This window comes from Azonexus sp. GW821-FHT04F04 (genome assembly GCF_059420025.1).
The window spans coordinates 118,398-136,381 of the sequence record NZ_JBWKSX010000009.1; the positions used below are offsets into that span (position 1 = coordinate 118,398).

Consider the following 17,984-nt stretch of genomic DNA (forward strand, 5'->3'; position numbering starts at 1 on the left):
TATATTTAACTTAATAAAAATGCCGGCCACCCGGACCGGCACTTTCGGCAAGCCTTACTGCGCGAAATACATCTTTGCCTTGTCCAGCTTGTAGGTCCAGGGCAGGCCGGCGTTCTTCCAGCCATTGACCACGCGCTGGCCGGCTTTCGGACCGTCCTTGGCGGTATCGCCCTCGACCCCTTCGGCGATCCCGTAAACCTTGGTGTAACCGGCCGCTTGCAGGCGATCCTGAGCCTTCGAGCTGCGGTCGCCGGAGCGGCAGATCAGAATGATCGTGGCATCCTTGCCCAGCCCCATCTCCTTCAGGCGACGCTCCAGTTCCGGCACGAAATCCTGGTTCGGTTCGAGCTTGTACATGTGGCGCTTGTCGTCCCAGTCGCTCATCAACTCGGGATGCTCGACGTAGGGCACCAGTGCATCGGCATCGCTCGGCCAGCCGACGTACATGGCTTCGGCGCGGGTCCGGATGTCGAAGAAGGCGACGCCCTTCGGGTTGGCCTTCTTCATGTCGTAAGCCTGCTGCGGCGTCAGGTAGAGGCCGACCTTGGACTTCTTGACGTCGGGCAGCTTGTCCCAGTCGGTGCTGCCGGGCGCCCAGTCGGCGGCGAAGGTTTGCGTGGCAAAGACCAGCGCAGCGGCTACGAAAAGCTTGTGTATGGTTTTCATCAGGCAATCCCCGGATTGTTGGCCGCGCCTTTGAGCGTCGGCAGATTGAGGTTGACCGGCTTGACGGTCTTTATGTCGCGCAGATATTTTGCCACGACATCCCAAATCGGTTCGCCGGAATTCTTCGCCTCCTCCGAAACCGGAGCCCAGCCCGCAACCTTGTAGGTCTTGGCCGGGTCAATCAGTTTGCCCTTGAGCATCATGTTCTGGATGCGGTTGCCCATCTTGGCGGTCGGATCGCAGGTCCATTGCAGGCCACCGACGCGCACCATGTCGCCGCCCTGCTGGTAGTACGGATCCGGATTGAACAGGTTGTCGCAGACATCTTCGAGCACCGTCTTGATCATCTCGCCGCTCATGTTGCTGACGGTGGTCCACGGATAGGTGATGGCGGTCTGGTCGAGCACATGTTCCATGAGGATCGGCTGCCCGGGCAGCAGCGAGGTGCCCCAGCGGAAGCCAGGCGAGAAGGCGATTTCGGCGTCCTTGACCTTCATCAGCGCGTCGAGGATGACCTGATCGAAAGTGCCGTTGAAGTTGCCGCGGCGATAGAGCGTACCTTCGGAGATGGCCAGCTTTTCGTTGAGCTTGGACAGGTAAGGCGCACGGGCCTTGTCGATCAGCGTCTGCATGTCCTTGTCGGCCGGCAGCAGATTGGCGAAGACGGGCAGCAGCTTGTAGCGGAAGTCGGCGATCTTGCCGTTCTTGACGTCGAAATCGAGCACGCCGAGGTACTTGCCGTTGGAGCCGGCGTTGGTCACCAGCGTCTGGCCGCCGGCATTCTTGACGACGACCGGGGCCGGCATGCCGTCATGGGTGTGGCCGCCGAGGATGGCGTCGATGCCCTTGATCCGCGAGGCCATCTTGAGGTCGACGTCCATGCCGTTGTGCGAGAGCACGACGACGACCTGCGCCCCGGCAGCGCGGGCTTCGTCGACGGTCTTCTGCATGTTCTCTTCCTGGATGCCGAAGCTCCAGTTCGGCGTCTGCCAGCGCGGGTTGGCGATCGGCGTATAAGGGAAGGCCTGGCCGATGATGGCGACCGGCACGCCGTTCATGTTCTTCATGACGAAGGGCTTGAAGACAGCATCGCCAAAATCGGTGGTCTTGACGTTCTGGGCGACGATGTCGATCTGGCCGGCGAAATCCTTTTCTTCGATTTCCTTGACCCGGGCTTCGCCGTAGGTCGATTCCCAATGCAGGGTCATGACATTGACGCCGAGTGCCTTGCAGGCATCGACCATGTCCTGGGCATTGGTCCACAGCGCCGTGCCGGAACCTTGCCAGGTGTCGCCGCCGTCGAGCAACAACGCCCCCGGGCGATTGGCCTTCATGCGTTTGACCAGCGTCGCGAGGTGGGCAAAGCCGCCGACCTTGCCGTAGGTCTGGGCGGCTTTTTCAAAATTCAGATAGGTGTAGGCATGAGCCTCCAGCGTATTCGGCTTGAAGCCGAAATGCTTGAGCAGGTTGGCGCCGACAAGGTGGGGAACCTTGCCGAACTGGTCGCCAAAGCCGAGATTGACGTTCGGCTCGCGGAAATAGATAGGCAGCAACTGGGCATGGCAGTCGGTGATGTGCAGCAGGCTGACGTTGCCGAATTTGGGCAGGTCGTACAGTTTGGCCGCACCCTTTTCAGCCTGCGCCAATTCGCTGTGCAGTGACATGCCACCGGCCGCCGCGACGGCCATGACCTGAAGAAATTCCCGACGATTCATGCTCATTTTTGTTCCTTGAAAATGAAATTCTGGCAAAACCCGCGAGGCGACGGGCGAGGCCAAAAAAATGCCCAGCCAGTCTCCCGGCCGGGCTAATCACGCAAGTTCTAGTCTTTGTTCACCGGCGATTCCGGATCGATCAAGAAAGCCACGAGGTGGGTGATCTGCTCCGGCGTCACCCAGTTATGCAGGCCGAAGCGCGGCATGTTGGTACACGCCGTGAAGGCGTTGGAGTTGTATATCTTGTCGTAGACGTACTTGATGTTCTCTTCCGAATTACCGCGGATCTTGCCGAAATTGCGCAGGCTCGGGCCGATCGTGCCGTAGGCGACTTCCTTCTTGGCCAGTTCGTGGCAGGCGTAGCAGTTGCCGCCACGGACCCGGCCAGCCTTGTCCGGCTGGATGAAACCGATGTGACCGCCGGTGCCGACAGCAGCGAGCTTCTCGCCTTCCTTCCAGTCGCCAATCAGCTTGCCGTCCACCGGGTAACGAATGGTCGCTGCGTTAAGCTTTTCCAGCTTCTCACCCACCTTGCGCGGCGGGTTGTCGCGGTATTGCTGGCAGGTCTTCATCGTTTCATCCTGCTCCAGACGGGTCATCCAGTATTTCGGATTCTCGGCCTTGAACGAAGCGCGGAACATCTGTTCGGCGTCCTTGGCGTACTTGCCGCCCGGTGCCTCAACGGCTTTTTGAGCCAGGGCCGGCGTTGCGATTGCCACGGTCAACCCGAAAAAAAGGGCAAATTTGAAATTCATGGTCGTCCCCTTTTTCAGCGCTTGATTCCCGGCGTTTCCATTACGGTGCCGGTCGCAGTTTTTTGCAGATAGGTTTCCAGCGCGATGATCGAATCGGCCAGATAGTTCGGCTCAGGCCAGCGGGCCTGGCGCATGCAGTCAATCAGGCGACGCTGCATGGTCCACACCGTGCCCTGCGACACGCGGTAAGACGGCCAGGTCTTCATGGCAAAGCCGGCGCCTTCCTTGGTCGTCAGGTTGCCGAGATCCTGCAGACGGATACGCTTGCCTTCCTGACCGTGGCAGATCGAGCAGGAAAAATCCTGCGGACCTGAACGACGGAAGAAAATGTATTCGCCCATCTTGGCCATCTTGGCTTCTTCAGGATGCGTCGCCGGCACATTGATCGGCTTGCCGTTCGACTTGGCGCCGATGAAAGTAACCAGCGCCTCGATGTCGGAATCCTTGCCCGGCTTCGAATACCACTGCTTGGTCGCTTCGGCCAGCGTGAAACCTTGCAGGGTCATCATGCAATGGACGAGGCGGGACTCAACGTCCATGACCTTGCCGGTATCCTTGAAGTATTTTGGCAAGGCAGCATAGGCACCGTCCAGTTTGCCCGGCCCCTGGCCAAGATCGCACTGCTCAAGCGAGGCATTCTTCGGGCCGCGTTTCTCCATCCACAGGCTTTCGCCCTTGACTTCGAACAGGTCGGCCGGATTACCGTCGGCCAAGGCTTCGCGATACTTGGCGAGTTCATCGGCCACCTTGCTGTCCTGGGCCGCAACACCACCGGCAAAGGCAGCCAGAACGGCAGCCCCAACCAGCGTTTTCATCAAACGTCGAATCATTGATTACTCCTCCACGGGGTAAAAGCAACGGCAGCGGCGATCTGTGTCACCTGACTGCCGTAACATGGTCTGCATCGCCAATAGACGATCCAGACCATTGCGCACTATCAGTTGATGGCAGCTTCGTCGGTTCGCGTATCGCCCTTGTTGTCCTTCCAGCTGACCGTAACCTTTTCGCCCTTGGCGCCGCCCTTGAACTTGAAAGCCAGGTAGGGGTTCTTCGAGACGGACGGTCCGAATTCGCTGGTCAGCACGACCTTGTCGCCATGCTTGGCAACCAGTTCGGTAATGAACCAGGCCGGCACGATGGCGCCAGCGGAGTCCTTGCGCTGGCCGGTTTCCATTTCGTGGCTGACCAGAACCTTGACTTCGGTAACGCCGTCCTTGTTGGCGGCGCGGATTTTCATTGGATTGCCCATGAGTATTTCTCCTAAATTCTATGAGTGTGAAAACGGGAGGAATGGCGTAGCGAGCGAAGGCAGAGCAAGGCGCGACCGGGAGACAGTGCAAATTGCACGGCGACCGGGCGTAACACAGCTATGCCGAGCGCAGTAGCCATAACCCCGTTTTTAGCCGCCGCAGCCGCCAAGGGTGACCTTGATTTCCTTGGTCGCCATGAAGAACTTGCCGTCCGACTTGACCAGCGCGTAGATGTTCGAGGTCTGGCCCATCTTGACGCGGGTCTGGACGTTGGCTTCGGTGCCTTCCGGCAGCACGAAGGAAGCGGCCAGCGCGTTCGGGTTCTTCTCGATCAAGATGGCGACCATGGTCACGTTGGGCAGTGTGGAAGCCACGCCAACCGGCACGACAGCGCCGTTTTCGGCGATGTCCGGACCGGTGACCTGGACGTCCTTGCTGTCGGCCGGCGTGCCGGCGCCAAGCGCCTTGAGCGTATCGGCCATGCTCTTGGCGTCAAAAGCAGCCTTGTTCCAGTCAGCCAGGGCCATGCCCGGGGTGATGATGCCGGCGGCAGCCAGCATGCCCAGCAGGGCGGCGCCGGAGCCGGATTTCAGTACGGTGCGACGTTGATTGTTCATGACTTCTCCTCTGTAGAAATTGGTTTACTTCGAGCCGGACAGAATCCACTGAACCAGTGTCTTCAGATCCTCGTCCTTGATATGAGCATTCGGCGGCATCGGGATCGAACCCCAGACCCCCTGACCACCGGCCTTGACCTTGGCGATCAAACGCGACTCAGCATCGGTCTGATCCTTGTAGCGGGCCACGACTTCGTTGTAGCCGGGGCCGACGATCTTGCTCTTGATGCCGTGACAGGCCATGCAGCCACTCTTCGTCGCCAGCTCCAGTGTGCCGGCATCGGCCGCCTTCTTGGCGGCTTCCGGACCAAGCGTCTGAGTGCCGCGAACCGGACCGAATGAACGGTTCTGATCACGCAATTCGCCATGCGCCGTCCGGGCGTATTCCGGCAGGGTCGAGCCGATCAGCACTTCCGGCTTGCAGTTCTTCATGCAAGCCTTGTTGGCCGTATCCGGCTTGCCACCGTTACCGATGCCACCCTTCTTGGCCGGCGCCCCCGGCCACATGCCGTGGTCGGTCGTCATGCCGTTGCGATTTGGCAGCAACTTCTGGACTTCGCCGATGTTCTTGTCGGACAGCACGAAGTCAGCCGGGACAATTTCCTGCAAATTCAGCAGGTAAGCCAGGATGGCGAACACCTCATCCGGCTTCAGCGACTTCGGCGCCGTCCAGGGCATGGCGCGCTGGATGTAGTCGAACACCGTCGAAATCGTCGCAACCTTGGTGAAGGTCGTGCGCTGCGGCAGTTCGCCGGAGGACAAACCCTTGACACGCCCGGTCTTGATGTCATCGGCCGTCGTGCCACCGGCCAACGGCGTGAACACTTCGTTCGACTCACCGAAAGAGCCGTGGCAGGAAGCGCACTTTTCCTCGAACAGTTCGTTGCCGCGCTCGACATTGCCCGATCCCTTGGGCAAGCCCTTGAAGTCCGGGCGAACGTCGATGTCCCAGGCCTTCACTTCGGCCGAGGTGGCCGGACGGCCGACGCCCTGATAATTCTCGAAGGCGATTGCTGCGGTCGACGCGGAAAAAAGAGCAAAAACGAAAAGAGGCTTAGAGAACCTGAACATTGCTGACCTCCCCGCTTTCAACCACTTTCCAGGACTGGATGGCGTTGTTGTGATAGATGGACTTGGTACCGCGCACGGCACGCAGCTGGCCATAACTCGGCTGGACAAAACCGGTCTCGTCGATGGCCCGCGACTGCAGGATGGCCGGTGAGCCGTCCCACACCCAATTGGTGTTGAACCGGGTCAGGGCCTTGTTCTGGATCGGCCCTTCAAGACGCGCCGTCTGCCAGTTGATGCCGCCATCGAAGGAGACATCAACTTGCTTGATCTTGCCGCGACCGGACCAGGCGAGGCCGGAAACGTTGTAGAAGCCCTTGTCGAGCAGCGTCTGGCCGCCGGACGGGGTGGTGATAACCGACTTGGCTTCCTGAATCGAGCTGTACTGGCGATGCAAACCACTCGGCAGGAGGTCGATGTAATGCACGGCCTCATCCTTGGTGGCATAAGGCTTGTCGCCGACTTCGATGCGACGCAGCCACTTGACCCAGGACACTCCCTGCACGCCCGGCACGACCAGACGCAGCGGGTAGCCGTTTTCCGGACGCAGCATTTCGCCGTTCTGGCCGTAGGCGACAAAGACTTCACCCGACTCGACCATTTCCATCGGAATGGTACGGGTCATAGAGGAGCCATCTGCCCCCTCGGCCAGCACGTAGCGGGCCTTCTTGTAATCAACGCCGCAATCTTCCAGCAGCACCTTGAGCGGCACACCGGTAAATTCGGAACAGGACAGCATGCCGTGCGTGTATTGAACGGTCGGCACCGCAACATTGCCCCACTCCAGACCGGTATTGGCACCGCATTCAATGAAGTGGATGCGCGACACCGAGGGCAGACGCATCAGCTCGTCGAGTGTGTAAACCTTGGCCTTCTTGAGCAGCGAATCGTCCGAACCATTGACCATCAGGCGATGTTTGGACGGATCGATATCGTGCCAGCCCTGGTGATGGCGCTCGAAGTGCAGGCCGGACGGCGTGATGATGCCGAACAGGCCCTGCAACGGCGCAAACGATACCGAGGCACCGCCAACGCGGGCCAGGCCCGGCGACTCACGGCGCAGCAACTGGCTCTCGTACTTCGACGGCATGCCGTAGGGGTTGGTTGCAACTGGCTGGCCGAGCGAGGTTGTCCACGCCGGATTTTCCAGGATATTGACGTCACCCTCGCTGGCCCGAACGACCTTCGGGACAGCCAGTGCGGCACCAGCTGCGAACAGGCTCTTGCGGAGAAAATCCCGGCGCCCGGCAGCAACGGCCTGAACCTGCTCTTCCGTCAGGAAGTTTTCCGGAGCGGGCCGCAGACGCCCCGGTTGTTTAACGATGTCACCCATATTGAGAAACCCCTCTGCTTATTTGACGTCAGTACTGCAATTCGCCGGCGACACCCCCAACTCATCGCCCAGATCACGGCTTGCCACCGAGATGCTGACCGTTCGGCAGATGTCGACGAAATTCGGATCGATCACGCGGTACATCACCGAACTCCCCTCGCGCCGCCGGTCGACCACCCCGGCCCGGTACAAGATATTCAGATGCCGCGAAATGTTGGCTTGTGTCAGCCCAATTTTTTCCACCACTTCATGAACCGGACGCTCCTCTGCGCACAGGCACGAAAGGATGCGCAAACGGGTAGGATCGGCGAGCAATCCGAAGTAGTGCGCCACCTGTTCGAAAACCTGTAATGTCTCGTCCAATGTCTCGTCCAATTCGTTCTTTTGATTTCAATCAAGAATCAATGTATAACTGCGTACTTATATAGTCAACTACTAATATTGTTGCAATGCAGCATGCAATTTGTGCCAAAGGCTTATAACCTTGGCACTACGCTGATACGGGCAAATCAAAAATAATTTTGGCTATATATGGCGTATCGACAACACTAGAGGAGATGTATCGATGAAACCGTTTGCTCCCATAGCCGCCCTGTGCCTGCTGGCTTTTGCCAGCGCCTCGCAGGCGGCCGATCCAAATCTCGGCCGCAATCTGGCCGCCACCTGCGCCAACTGTCACGGCACCAACGGCAATGCACTCAAAGGCTCCGGCATGGACGCCCTGGCCGGCATGGAAAAAGCCAAGATCCTGCAGAAACTGGCTGACTACAAGAGCGGCGACAAGCCTGCTTCGATCATGCATCAGATCTCCAAGGGCTACACCGAAGCCCAGCTGGACCTGATCGCCGGCTATTTCGCCGCACAAAAATAAGGGGAGATGACCATGATGCTGATGAAAAGACGTGATTTCCTGAAAGTCGGTGCGGCAGCCGGCGCAATGGCTTCGATTTACGGCTGCGCCGGCGGTGGCAAGGCCAGCGGCCATGTCGTCGTCGTTGGTGGCGGCTATGGCGGCGCCACAGTCGCCAAGTACTTGCGCATGTGGAGCGAAGGCGGCGTGCAAGTGACGCTGATCGAGCGTAACCCGACCTTCATTTCCTGCCCGATCTCCAATCTGGTCATTGGTGGCACCAAGACCATGGAAGACATCACGATCAGCTACGACGGCCTGAAGAGCAAATGGGGCGTCCGTGTAGTCCAGGACGACGTTGTTGCGGTCGATGCCGCCAAGAAGACCATTTCGCTGAAGGCTGGCGGCGCCATGTCCTATGACCGTCTGGTCCTCTCACCGGGCGTCGATTTCATGTTCGACCAGATCCCCGGCCTCAACAACGCCGATGCCCAGTCGAAGATTCTTCACGCCTGGAAGGCCGGCGCCCAGACCGTCGCCCTGCGCAAGCAACTGGAATCGATGAAGGACGGCGGCACTTACGCCATCGCCATCCCCAAGGCACCCTACCGCTGCCCGCCCGGACCCTACGAGCGCGCCTGTCTGGTCGCCAACTACTTCAAGCAGAGCAAGCCGAAATCCAAGGTTGTCATCCTCGATGCCAACGAAGACGTGATGTCCAAGAAAGGCCTGTTCACCAAAGCCTGGACCGATCTCTACAAGGGCATGATCGAATACCGCAACAACAGCGAAGTGAAGGATGTTGAAGTCGGCACCAACACCGCCGTGCTCGAATTCGACAAGTTCAAGGCCGACGTGCTCAACGTCATTCCGCCGCACCGCGCCGGCGACATTGCCGCCAAATCGGGCATCAAGCTGATCAACAATCGCTGGGTGGACATCAACTGGCTATCCATGGAATCGACCAGCACACCGGGCATCCACGTGCTCGGCGATGCCGTTTTCCCGGCGCCGACCATGCCGAAGTCGGGTCACATGGCCAACCAGCACGGCAAGCTGGCCGCTGCAGCAATCTTGAACCAGCTGGCCGGCCTGGAGCCGAATCCGGAACCGGTCGTCATGAACACCTGCTACAGCTTCGTCGATGCCAAGAACGTCATCCACGTCTCGTCGGTACACCAGTACGACGCTGCAACCAAGACCGTACAACCGGTCAAGGGCGCCGGCGGCGTATCTGCGGCCCGCAACGAACTCGAAGGCAAGGTGGCAATGGGCTGGGCTAAGAATATATGGGCCGACATGCTGACCTGATATTCCGGCAACAAAAAGCAAAAGGCCGCCAATCTGGCGGCCTTTTTTGTTGCTTGTCATCTGCAATGGAACCGACGCGGCGCATACTCCATGCCGTTTTTCCATCTGTTCGCTTTTTCTCCAGTACATTTCGCACAGCAGCTTCGCAATCGGCTTGCGGATATTCGCGGCAACCAGGACGACCCAAGGCGCCCCATGAACATAAAACTATTCGTTTTTCTGGTCAGTGATGACGAGGCCTTCATTGCGCAGCACAAGGCACTTCTTTCGCGCGAAGTTGACCTGAATGTCCATCGCAGCGCCGCGGACTGTCGCAGTGCCCTGGCCTCGCGGCGCCCCGACCTGATCCTGCTGGACACCGGACTGCCCAATGATGAGGGCTTCAAACTGCACCGCGAGTTGCGGGACGACTTCGAGCTGGCTGACCTCTACCAAGTGCTGATCTGCACGGTGGACGACATTGCCCGGGACGGTTTCGAGGCGGATGACCTGTTGGTCAAACCGGTCGATGATCAGATGCTCCGGTACAAATTGACCCTGTTGGGCAAGACTTTCGGAGAAAAAGCGGCGGTCCGCGACCAGATGGCTTTCGCCCAGAACGTCGCCTTTACCTCAATGTCCGCCATGGGCGAACTCGGCGTCGTGATGCAGTTCCTGTCGAAGAGTTTTGCCTGCCACAACATCCAGTCGATCACCGCACTGGCTATCGAATCGCTCCGGCAATACGAACTGCAGGGCGCCGTATATGTCATCTGGGAAGGCGATGGCATCGCGTTGACCACGGAAGGTACGGCCCTTCCTGAAACGCAGCGCAGCCTCATAGAGCAGCGACGCATGCTTGGCCGCATCCTCGAAATCGACCGCAATCTGGTGGTCAATTTCGACCACGTCACTGTACTGGTGAGCAATCTGCCGGAAGACGATGCGCAGCGGCTCGGTCGAATCCGCGACAACATCGCGACACTGGCCGAGGGAATCGAGTCGCGCATCACCGGCCTGCTGCTCGAACATGACAACACATTGAAGCAGCAAGGGATCCGCTACGCCGCCTACGAAATTCGCAATTCCGTGAAGAACCTTCACGCCCGCCAAATGGAGGACCTGACCCATTCGCGGACACTAATCAGCCAAGTCATCGACGAGTTCGAGCAAGCCTTTCTGCATACCGGCATCCAGCCCGCCATCGAAAACCAGTTGATCGGCGACCTGGTCGATCTGCGCCGAAAGATTTCGGATATCGTCGGTCGCCCCGGGGAGGTTCACGAGCAACTCAATATTGTCCTCGCCGCCCTCGATACGATCGCTGGCAACGTGGATGTCGCCCAATAAGCCGCCTTGCCATTGGGTACGCTGCCAGCAGCCACAACAAACAGAGTCGATCGCGATGAGCAAATCACGGCAACCATGGTCGGGATGATTTGACCTTCCGTACCCGGCCGTTTGAGTACCGGGCGTACCTTCCACGGTCAACCGGGAATTTTGCCTGAAATTGAAACGTGGTTTGCCACAACAACGCACCACCGAAAGCAAAAGGCCGCCAATCAGGCGGCCTTTTGCTTTGCCGGAGGGGAAAATCAGTCCAGCGTCGCGATGTACTCGGCAACAGCGTGCGTCTCGAGCTCGGAGAGCTTCGAGGCGATCGTGTGCATAACCGCGTTGTCGTTGGTCCGCTCGCGCTTGTTGAACTGTTTCAACTGATCCTCGATGTAACGCGGATGCTGGCCGGCCAGACGCGGCAACTGCGGCGTTCCGAGTCCTTTGGCACCGTGGCAGGTCGAACACGCCGGCAAGCCGGTGAACTGATTGCCGCGGTTGAAGACGAATTTGCCAACAGCGAGCAGTTCCTGATCTCTTGCTGCGCGAGGCCCGACCACCTTGGCCTGGAAGAAGGCGCCGAGCGCTTTCATTTCAGCTGGCGTCAACTCCTCAGCCTGCGGCTTCATGGTGTCGCTGTTGCGCTTGCCGGATTTGAAATCAGCCAGTTGCCTGGCGATGTACTCGCCATGTTGCCCGGCCAGGCGCGGAAAAACCGGGCTGGCCGATTCGCCTTCCAGGCCGTGACAGAGAAAACAGCGCCCGGAAACGATCTCTTCGGCGCGAGCCAGATCGACCGCCTCGGCAGCCGACACAGACATGGAACAGAGGGCAGCAAGAACAACCCCGGCGATCTGTGTTGCAATTTTTTTCATTTCCCCCACCTCCCCGCAAAAAAGTAAATCATTAAATCATGATTTTCTTACGGCGTGCTTGCAAGCGTCAGGCGTGGCCCGTGCTGCCAAAACCGCCTTCGCCACGGTGACTCGCGTCGAAATCGTCAACAATATTGAATCCAACCTGCAGGACCGGAACGATGATCAACTGCGCGATGCGATCCAGCGGATTGAGCGTAAAGGTCACGCTGCCACGATTCCAGACCGACACCATGAGTTCGCCCTGATAGTCGCTGTCGATCAACCCGACCAGATTGCCGAGCACGATGCCGTGCTTGTGGCCCAGACCCGAACGCGGCAGGATCATCGCGGCCAGTCCCGGATCAGCCAGATGGATCGCCATGCCGGTCGGCACCAGCGTGGTCTGGCCCGGCGCCACATGAATGGGTGCCTCGATGCAGGCGCGCAGATCAAGGCCGGCCGAACCGGGCGTGGCGTAGTGCGGGGGCGTTTCGCGCAGGCGGTTGTCGAGAATTTTCACGTCGATTTGATGCATCAGTTTCTCCCCATCAGGGTGGCAATGTGTTCAATCAATTGGCGCGCCAGCGCTGCCTTGGGGGCAGGCGTCAGCGGATGGACACCGGTGTCGTCAAACAACACAAGCCGGTTGTCCTCGCCGCCGAAACCATCCTGAATCAGGTTACCGGCAATCAGCGGGATATTCTTCTTGCGCCGCTTGGTCTGCGCATACTCTTCCAGATTGCGGCTCTCTGCAGCGAAACCGACGCAGAACGGGCCACCCGACATGGCAGCCACTTCGGCCAGAATATCCGGATTCTCGATCAACTCGATGGGCGGAATACCGCCGGCATCCTTCTTGAGCTTGTGTTCAGCCGAATTGGCGACGCGGTAATCGGCGACCGCGGCGACACCGATGAATATATCCGACGTAGCAGCACGCGCCATCACGGCAGCGTACATGTCGAGCGCACTCTGCACGTTGATACGGTCGACGCCCTGCGGAGCCGAAAACCCGACCGGCCCGGAGACCAGCGTCACCTCTGCCCCGGCCTGCCGCGCCGCACGGGCGACGGCATAACCCATGCGACCGGACGACAGATTGGTAATGCCGCGCACCGGGTCAATGGCTTCGAAGGTCGGCCCGGCGGTGATCAAAACCTTGCGGCCGGCCAGCAGTTTTGGCGTGAAGTAGGCGATGACTTCTTCGAGAATCTCCTCGGGTTCGAGCATGCGGCCGGCGCCAACCTCGCCACAGGCCTGCTCGCCACTGGCCGGGCCGAGCATCTGCACGCCATCAGCCTGTAACTGAACGACATTGCGTTGGGTCGCCGGGTTTTCCCACATCTGGCGGTTCATCGCCGGCGCCACCAGCAATGGACAATCGCGGGCCAGCACCATGGTCGCCAGCAGATCGTCGGCCATGCCGTGGGCGATGCGGGCGAGAAAATCAGCCGAAGCCGGCGCCACGAGAATCAGATCAGCCTGCCGCGACAGGTCGATGTGGGCCATTGCGTTGGGCATCCTGGCATCCCACTGATCAAGGTAGACCGGCTTGCCCGACAAGGCCTGAAAGGTCGTCGCCGTCACAAAATGCGTCGCCCCTTCGGTCATCGCCACCTGCACCTCGGCGCCCTGCTTGCCGAGCAGGCGAACCAGTTCAGCCGCCTTGTAGGCAGCGATGCCGCCGGTGACGCCAAGAACGATGCGTTTTCCCTGTAATTCCATTGTCTTGCCATTAGAATTGGACTCCGCACATTCTAACGGAAAAGAATATGGCGATTACCGACTGGCCCGAAGGTGAACGACCGCGCGAACGTCTGCTGGCACATGGCCCGGAAGCCCTTTCCGACGCAGAACTGCTGGCCATCTATTTGCGGGTCGGCGTCCGTGGCAAAAGCGCCGTCGATCTGGCGCGCGATCTGCTGCAACGTTTCGACGGCCAACTCGGCACCCTGGCCGAAGCGTCGCTTGATGAACTGGCCAGCGTATCGGGTATCGGCATGGCCAAGGCCGCACAATTGAAAGCCAGTTTCGAACTGGCCCGCCGTGCCCTGTCTCAGGACATGGCAACGCGCGACAGCTTTACCTCGCCGGGCAAGGTCCGCGACTGGCTGCGCCTCAAGCTGGCCAGCCGCGGCCATGAAGTCTTCATGGCCTTGTGGCTGGATGCCCAGAACCGCCTGCTCAAAGCCGACGAGTTGTTCTCCGGCACACTGACCCAGACCTCGGTTTACCCGCGCGAAGTCGTCAAGGCGGCGCTGGCCAACAATGCGGCGGCCGTAATTTTGGCCCACAATCATCCGTCCGGCATTGCCGAGCCTTCACGCGCCGACGAGATGCTCACACGATCACTGAAAGAAGCTCTGGCGCTGGTTGACGTCAAGGTTCTCGATCACTTCATCGTGGCCGGCAACATCCTGCCACTCTCTTTCGCCGAACGGGGCTTGCTATAAAATTCAATAAACCCCTTGAAACGGTTAAGTACTTTTGGTTATACTTGTGGGCTCTCTTCTAGCGAATTCTGGAGCACCATCATGGCGCGTGTCTGCCAAGTAACGGGTAAAGGCCCGATGGTTGGGAATACTGTTTCCCATGCCAACAATAGAACCAAACGCCGTTTCCTGCCGAACTTGCAGTACCGTCGTTTTTGGGTCGAATCTGAAAACCGCTTCCTGCGTCTGCGCGTTTCCAACGCCGGTCTGCGCCTGATCGACAAGAACGGCATCGATGCCGTCCTCGCCGACCTGCGTGCTCGCGGCGAAGTCTGATAAAGAAGGAAATATAAAATGGCTAAAGGCGGTCGCGAAAAAATCAAGCTGGAATCTACAGCTGGCACCGGTCACTTCTATACCACCTCCAAGAACAAGCGCACGACGCCTGCCAAACTGGAGTTCATGAAGTACGACCCGAAGGCTCGTAAGCACGTTGCTTACAAGGAAGTCAAGCTGAAGTAATTCAGCTTCTCCCGAGCATTCGACAAACCCGCCTTTCGGCGGGTTTTGTTTTTTCAGGCCTGCTGTTTGTGCCTGAAAAGCAATGCCGCATAGACCACGATGCCGGCAAACATCACCACCGACCAGTTAGCCATCGACAGGCCAAGGAACTCCCAGTCCCGGCTGGTACAGAAGCCGGTGGCAAGGAACATCGACGGCCATTCCATGCCGAGCCAGTCGACCAGGCGCTCGATGGCGTTGGGATCGGTGAAGCTGCATTCCGGCGCCAGGTCGGGAAAAGCCTGCATCCAGGTTTGATAGGCGGCAACGCCAAAGCCAAATACGCCAAGTCCACCAGCCAGCGCGGCCCACACCATTCTTCCGGCCGGCCAGATGAAGCCAAGCAGGCCGATGATGCCGATCACGATGTAGAGCAGGCGCTGGAAAATACAGAGCGGGCACGGCGCCAGACGCAGTAGCGTCTGCAACTCCATACCCACCGCGACGAGTCCCAGGCAACCCAGCCCCAATGTCGCGAACCAGGCCCGCATGGGCACTTTAGACCAATTCATCAAGGCAATTCCTCAAGTGACGATGAGCCGGGATTCTATGCCATCGCTGGCGAGACTTGAAATTTTGGCCTTTTTTCCGGTTGACCGTGGAAACCGGGCCAAGACACGGGAAGGTGGACCGCTGCCCGGCAGGTGGTTAAGATTGGCGGATGAATACACGCATCCTGCTAGTCGAAGACGACGAACGCTTGGCCGAACTGACGGCTGAATACCTGACCAAGAACGACATGCAAGTCAGCATCGAGCCCCGCGGCGACACCGCCGAGGCGCGTATTCTGGCCGAGCAGCCCGACCTGGTCATTCTTGACGTGATGCTGCCCGGCAAGGACGGCTTCGAAGTCTGCCGCGCCGTCCGACCACAGTATCGCGGCGTGATCCTCATGCTGACGGCGCGCGACGAGGACTTCGACCAGATTCTCGGCCTCGAAATGGGCGCTGACGATTACATCGCCAAACCGGTCCAGCCGCGCGTCCTGCTCGCCCGCATCAAGGCCCTGCTGCGGCGTCTGCCGACGGCCGGCGAAGCTGGCAGCAACAGCGAATCGGAGAGCATGGTCTTCGGCCAGTTCAAGATCAGCCAGGCGACGCGTACTGCCTCGCTCTCCGGGCAGACCATCGACCTGACCACCGCCGAGTTCGACCTGCTCTGGCTGCTCGCCTCGCACGCCGGCAATGTGCTGTCGCGTGACGATCTGTTGCAGGAGCTGCGCGGCATCGGCTTCGACGGGCTGGATCGCTCGATCGATGCCCGCATCTCCCGCCTGCGCAAAAAGCTGAACGACGACCCGGAAAATCCGACACGTATCAAGACCGTGCGTGGCAAGGGTTACCTTTTCAGCAAGCATGACTGGAACTGAACCCGAAGCCGGGGCGGCAAGACCGAAGGAAAAGAACGAGGGTCTGGCCCGCTCGCTGATCCGTGTTGCCCTGCCGCGCTGGCGCGGCAAGCGCTACAGCCTGTCCAAGCTGTTCTTCAATTTCTACCTGCTGGCCATGGGCTCCTTCGTGGCCATTGCCTTCACCGCCGACTTCGTCATTTCCACAGCCCAGCGCGGCATTACCGACGACTACGCGCGCCGTTTCATGCGCGGCACGATCACCTTGATCGAGGATGAACTCTTCCGTCAGCCGCGCCGCGAGTGGCAAAAGCGGCTCAAGGAAATCGACGACAAGTTTTCCTACAAACTGGGCATCGTCGAGCGCATGAGCCTCGACCGCATGCTGACACCCAGCCAGGTCATCAAACTCGACGCCGGTGACATCGCCATCGACCACGACGGTGACATCATGTATCACCGCCTCGGCACTTCCAGCCAAGTGCTGGTGGTCGGCCCGCTCGCCGCCAACCGCAACCCCGAGTTGAAGGACCGCCTGCCCCTCGAACTGCGGCTGCGCCTGCTGACCTGGAGCCTGATCGGACTTATTTTTGCAGTTGCGCTGTGGTTCTGGATTCGCCCGGTCTGGCGCGATCTCGAAGGCCTGCGCCAGACCGCGCTCGACCTTGGCGACGGCCATTTCGATGCCGTTTCGCCGCCTGTCCGCACGCAGCTTTTCGCACCGCTCTCCGACACGATGAACAGCATGGCGGAGCGGATCCGTCAGTTGCTTGCCACCCACCGCGAGCTTTCCTGCGGCATTTCGCACGAATTGCGCACGCCGATCGCCCGCATGCGTTTTGCCCTGGAAATGCTCTCCGAAACCGAGCAACGAGAAGAACGCGAACGCCTGTGGGCGATGATGGAAGCCGATCTCGACGAACTCGACCAGCTCATCGACACCAGCCTGACCTACGCCCGCTTCGAACGCGAAGCGCCGGAAGCGCATTTTTCCAGCGTCAAGCTGGCCGAGTGGTTGACCGACGAGGTCGATTCCGTCCGCCTGCTCGGCCGCAAGCTTGATGTCACGGTCAACACCGAAAAACTGCCGGAAAACCTGTTTGTCGACCTCGACCGCAAGGCCATGCCCTATGCCTTGCGCAACCTGCTGCGCAACGCCTTCAAGTACGCTGCCACGCGAATCTCGGTCGATGCCGAGCAAGTCGGCGAAACCATCCGGATCCACGTCGACGACGACGGCATCGGCATCCCGCCGGAAGAGCGCGAACACATCTTCTCGGCCTTCACCCGCCTGGACCGTTCGCGCGACCGGTCGACCGGTGGCTACGGCCTCGGCCTGGCCATCGCCCGTCGCGTTCTGGAGCTGCATGGCGGCACCGCCACAGCCGACGCCTCGCCACTCGGTGGCGCCCGCTTCACGCTGACCTGGAAAGGCCGCCAATAGGCGATTTCGGCGGCGTCACAAAGCGTCACACAAGATCAAAACCTGTTACCTCCAAGCCACGCTTGCGCCACAGACGCAGGTCCGGTGCGTCCCTAGAATGCGAGGCATGGAAGCAAACCAATCCCATCAAGAGGACAACAAGGAAATGATCAAAATGAACATCAAACAATTCATCGAAGCCACCCGCCACTACCTGTTCGAACTGGCTACTGCCCAAGTCCAGCCGGCACTGGTCCCGATTCCCGTCCGCGCGGATCGCTGATGGCCTTTGCGGACAACCTGCCGATCAGCGAATCACTCGGTGTCTTCATTGGCATCACAGGATTCGACTGGCTGTCGGAAGGTCAGGCTGAACCGCTCAAGGCCGCTGTTACCGCAGTTGCTGCCGGCGCGCTTATCGCCGTTGCCCGCTACTGGTTGAAGAAACACCGACGAGACTGAACCGATTTACCCTCCTCTCGAA

The 17,984-nt window shown here is 59.5% G+C and carries 22 protein-coding genes; 9 read left to right on the top strand and 13 right to left on the bottom strand.

Annotation, left to right across the window (positions count from 1 at the left end):
* Positions 1 to 54: 54 nt before the first annotated feature.
* The 9 genes from AC07TV_RS17020 to AC07TV_RS17060 all read right to left on the bottom strand — a co-directional run bounded on the left by AC07TV_RS17020 (position 55) and on the right by AC07TV_RS17060 (position 7,779).
* Positions 55 to 666: a rhodanese-like domain-containing protein gene (locus AC07TV_RS17020; RefSeq protein WP_494649551.1), complete on the bottom strand. Its 612-nt coding sequence runs from the start codon at positions 664 to 666 to the stop codon at positions 55 to 57.
* Entirely contained in the window at positions 666 to 2,387 is a 1,722-nt protein-coding gene (gene soxB / locus AC07TV_RS17025) for a thiosulfohydrolase SoxB (protein ID WP_494649552.1), read from the bottom strand. Before soxB ends, AC07TV_RS17020 begins: the two co-directional genes overlap by 1 nt.
* A gap of 101 nt (positions 2,388 to 2,488) precedes the next feature.
* Positions 2,489 to 3,136 (bottom strand): sulfur oxidation c-type cytochrome SoxX, encoded by a 648-nt coding sequence (soxX, locus tag AC07TV_RS17030; RefSeq protein ID WP_494649553.1) that lies wholly within the window; start codon positions 3,134 to 3,136, stop codon positions 2,489 to 2,491.
* Between the two features lie 14 nt (positions 3,137 to 3,150).
* The gene (gene soxA / locus AC07TV_RS17035; RefSeq protein ID WP_494649554.1) at positions 3,151 to 3,966 is read right to left on the bottom strand and encodes a sulfur oxidation c-type cytochrome SoxA; all 816 of its coding nucleotides are present in this window, start codon (positions 3,964 to 3,966) and stop codon (positions 3,151 to 3,153) included.
* Positions 3,967 to 4,073: 107 nt separating this feature from the next.
* The gene (gene soxZ, locus AC07TV_RS17040; protein ID WP_494649555.1) at positions 4,074 to 4,385 is read right to left on the bottom strand and encodes a thiosulfate oxidation carrier complex protein SoxZ; all 312 of its coding nucleotides are present in this window, start codon (positions 4,383 to 4,385) and stop codon (positions 4,074 to 4,076) included.
* Positions 4,386 to 4,535: 150 nt separating this feature from the next.
* The gene (gene soxY, locus AC07TV_RS17045; RefSeq protein ID WP_494649556.1) at positions 4,536 to 5,003 is read right to left on the bottom strand and encodes a thiosulfate oxidation carrier protein SoxY; all 468 of its coding nucleotides are present in this window, start codon (positions 5,001 to 5,003) and stop codon (positions 4,536 to 4,538) included.
* A gap of 24 nt (positions 5,004 to 5,027) precedes the next feature.
* Positions 5,028 to 6,074, bottom strand: a complete 1,047-nt coding sequence (locus AC07TV_RS17050; protein ID WP_494649557.1) for a c-type cytochrome — start codon at positions 6,072 to 6,074, stop codon at positions 5,028 to 5,030.
* The gene (gene soxC, locus AC07TV_RS17055; RefSeq protein WP_494649558.1) at positions 6,058 to 7,404 is read right to left on the bottom strand and encodes a sulfite dehydrogenase; all 1,347 of its coding nucleotides are present in this window, start codon (positions 7,402 to 7,404) and stop codon (positions 6,058 to 6,060) included. Before soxC ends, AC07TV_RS17050 begins: the two co-directional genes overlap by 17 nt.
* An 18-nt stretch (positions 7,405 to 7,422) precedes the next feature.
* The gene (locus tag AC07TV_RS17060) at positions 7,423 to 7,779 is read right to left on the bottom strand and encodes an ArsR/SmtB family transcription factor (RefSeq protein WP_494649559.1); all 357 of its coding nucleotides are present in this window, start codon (positions 7,777 to 7,779) and stop codon (positions 7,423 to 7,425) included.
* A 190-nt stretch (positions 7,780 to 7,969) separates the two neighbouring features.
* Between AC07TV_RS17060 and AC07TV_RS17065 the strand changes: the two genes are divergently transcribed.
* From AC07TV_RS17065 to AC07TV_RS17075, 3 genes are all read left to right on the top strand, one after another.
* Complete coding sequence (locus AC07TV_RS17065) at positions 7,970 to 8,275, top strand: c-type cytochrome (RefSeq protein ID WP_494649560.1); 306 nt, start codon at positions 7,970 to 7,972, stop codon at positions 8,273 to 8,275.
* Between the two features lie 12 nt (positions 8,276 to 8,287).
* Positions 8,288 to 9,565 carry an FCSD flavin-binding domain-containing protein gene (locus tag AC07TV_RS17070; protein ID WP_494649561.1) on the top strand — a complete coding sequence of 426 codons (1,278 nt, stop codon included), beginning with the start codon at positions 8,288 to 8,290 and terminating at the stop codon, positions 9,563 to 9,565.
* A gap of 195 nt (positions 9,566 to 9,760) precedes the next feature.
* Positions 9,761 to 10,894: a response regulator gene (locus tag AC07TV_RS17075; protein WP_494649562.1), complete on the top strand. Its 1,134-nt coding sequence runs from the start codon at positions 9,761 to 9,763 to the stop codon at positions 10,892 to 10,894.
* 245 nt (positions 10,895 to 11,139) lie between these two features.
* Here the strand turns inward: AC07TV_RS17075 and AC07TV_RS17080 are convergent, their stop codons facing one another.
* The 3 genes from AC07TV_RS17080 to coaBC all read right to left on the bottom strand — a co-directional run bounded on the left by AC07TV_RS17080 (position 11,140) and on the right by coaBC (position 13,461).
* Complete coding sequence (locus AC07TV_RS17080) at positions 11,140 to 11,754, bottom strand: c-type cytochrome (RefSeq protein ID WP_494649563.1); 615 nt, start codon at positions 11,752 to 11,754, stop codon at positions 11,140 to 11,142.
* A gap of 67 nt (positions 11,755 to 11,821) precedes the next feature.
* Positions 11,822 to 12,271 (bottom strand): dUTP diphosphatase, encoded by a 450-nt coding sequence (gene dut / locus AC07TV_RS17085; RefSeq protein WP_494649564.1) that lies wholly within the window; start codon positions 12,269 to 12,271, stop codon positions 11,822 to 11,824.
* Positions 12,271 to 13,461 carry a bifunctional phosphopantothenoylcysteine decarboxylase/phosphopantothenate--cysteine ligase CoaBC gene (coaBC, locus tag AC07TV_RS17090; protein WP_494649565.1) on the bottom strand — a complete coding sequence of 397 codons (1,191 nt, stop codon included), beginning with the start codon at positions 13,459 to 13,461 and terminating at the stop codon, positions 12,271 to 12,273. Before coaBC ends, dut begins: the two co-directional genes overlap by 1 nt.
* A gap of 47 nt (positions 13,462 to 13,508) precedes the next feature.
* Here coaBC and radC point away from each other — a divergent pair, with 47 nt between their 5' ends.
* The 3 genes from radC to rpmG all read left to right on the top strand — a co-directional run bounded on the left by radC (position 13,509) and on the right by rpmG (position 14,690).
* Positions 13,509 to 14,189 carry a RadC family protein gene (gene radC, locus AC07TV_RS17095; protein ID WP_494649566.1) on the top strand — a complete coding sequence of 227 codons (681 nt, stop codon included), beginning with the start codon at positions 13,509 to 13,511 and terminating at the stop codon, positions 14,187 to 14,189.
* Between the two features lie 81 nt (positions 14,190 to 14,270).
* Positions 14,271 to 14,504, top strand: coding sequence for a 50S ribosomal protein L28 (rpmB, locus tag AC07TV_RS17100; protein ID WP_226498001.1), 234 nt, complete (start codon positions 14,271 to 14,273; stop codon positions 14,502 to 14,504).
* Positions 14,505 to 14,522: 18 nt separating this feature from the next.
* A complete protein-coding gene (rpmG, locus tag AC07TV_RS17105; RefSeq protein WP_226400983.1) occupies positions 14,523 to 14,690 on the top strand; it encodes a 50S ribosomal protein L33 in 168 nt (55 codons plus the stop codon).
* A 53-nt stretch (positions 14,691 to 14,743) separates the two neighbouring features.
* Here rpmG and AC07TV_RS17110 read toward each other — a convergent pair whose 3' ends face one another.
* Positions 14,744 to 15,241, bottom strand: coding sequence for a disulfide bond formation protein B (locus AC07TV_RS17110; protein ID WP_494649567.1), 498 nt, complete (start codon positions 15,239 to 15,241; stop codon positions 14,744 to 14,746).
* Positions 15,242 to 15,390: 149 nt separating this feature from the next.
* Between AC07TV_RS17110 and AC07TV_RS17115 the strand changes: the two genes are divergently transcribed.
* The 3 genes from AC07TV_RS17115 to AC07TV_RS17125 all read left to right on the top strand — a co-directional run bounded on the left by AC07TV_RS17115 (position 15,391) and on the right by AC07TV_RS17125 (position 17,962).
* Positions 15,391 to 16,098 carry a winged helix-turn-helix domain-containing protein gene (locus tag AC07TV_RS17115; protein WP_494649568.1) on the top strand — a complete coding sequence of 236 codons (708 nt, stop codon included), beginning with the start codon at positions 15,391 to 15,393 and terminating at the stop codon, positions 16,096 to 16,098.
* Entirely contained in the window at positions 16,085 to 17,521 is a 1,437-nt protein-coding gene (locus tag AC07TV_RS17120; protein ID WP_494649569.1) for an ATP-binding protein, read from the top strand. Before AC07TV_RS17115 ends, AC07TV_RS17120 begins: the two co-directional genes overlap by 14 nt.
* Before the next feature lie 261 nt (positions 17,522 to 17,782).
* Entirely contained in the window at positions 17,783 to 17,962 is a 180-nt protein-coding gene (locus tag AC07TV_RS17125; protein ID WP_494649570.1) for a hypothetical protein, read from the top strand.
* The last annotated feature ends 22 nt before the right edge of the window (positions 17,963 to 17,984 follow it).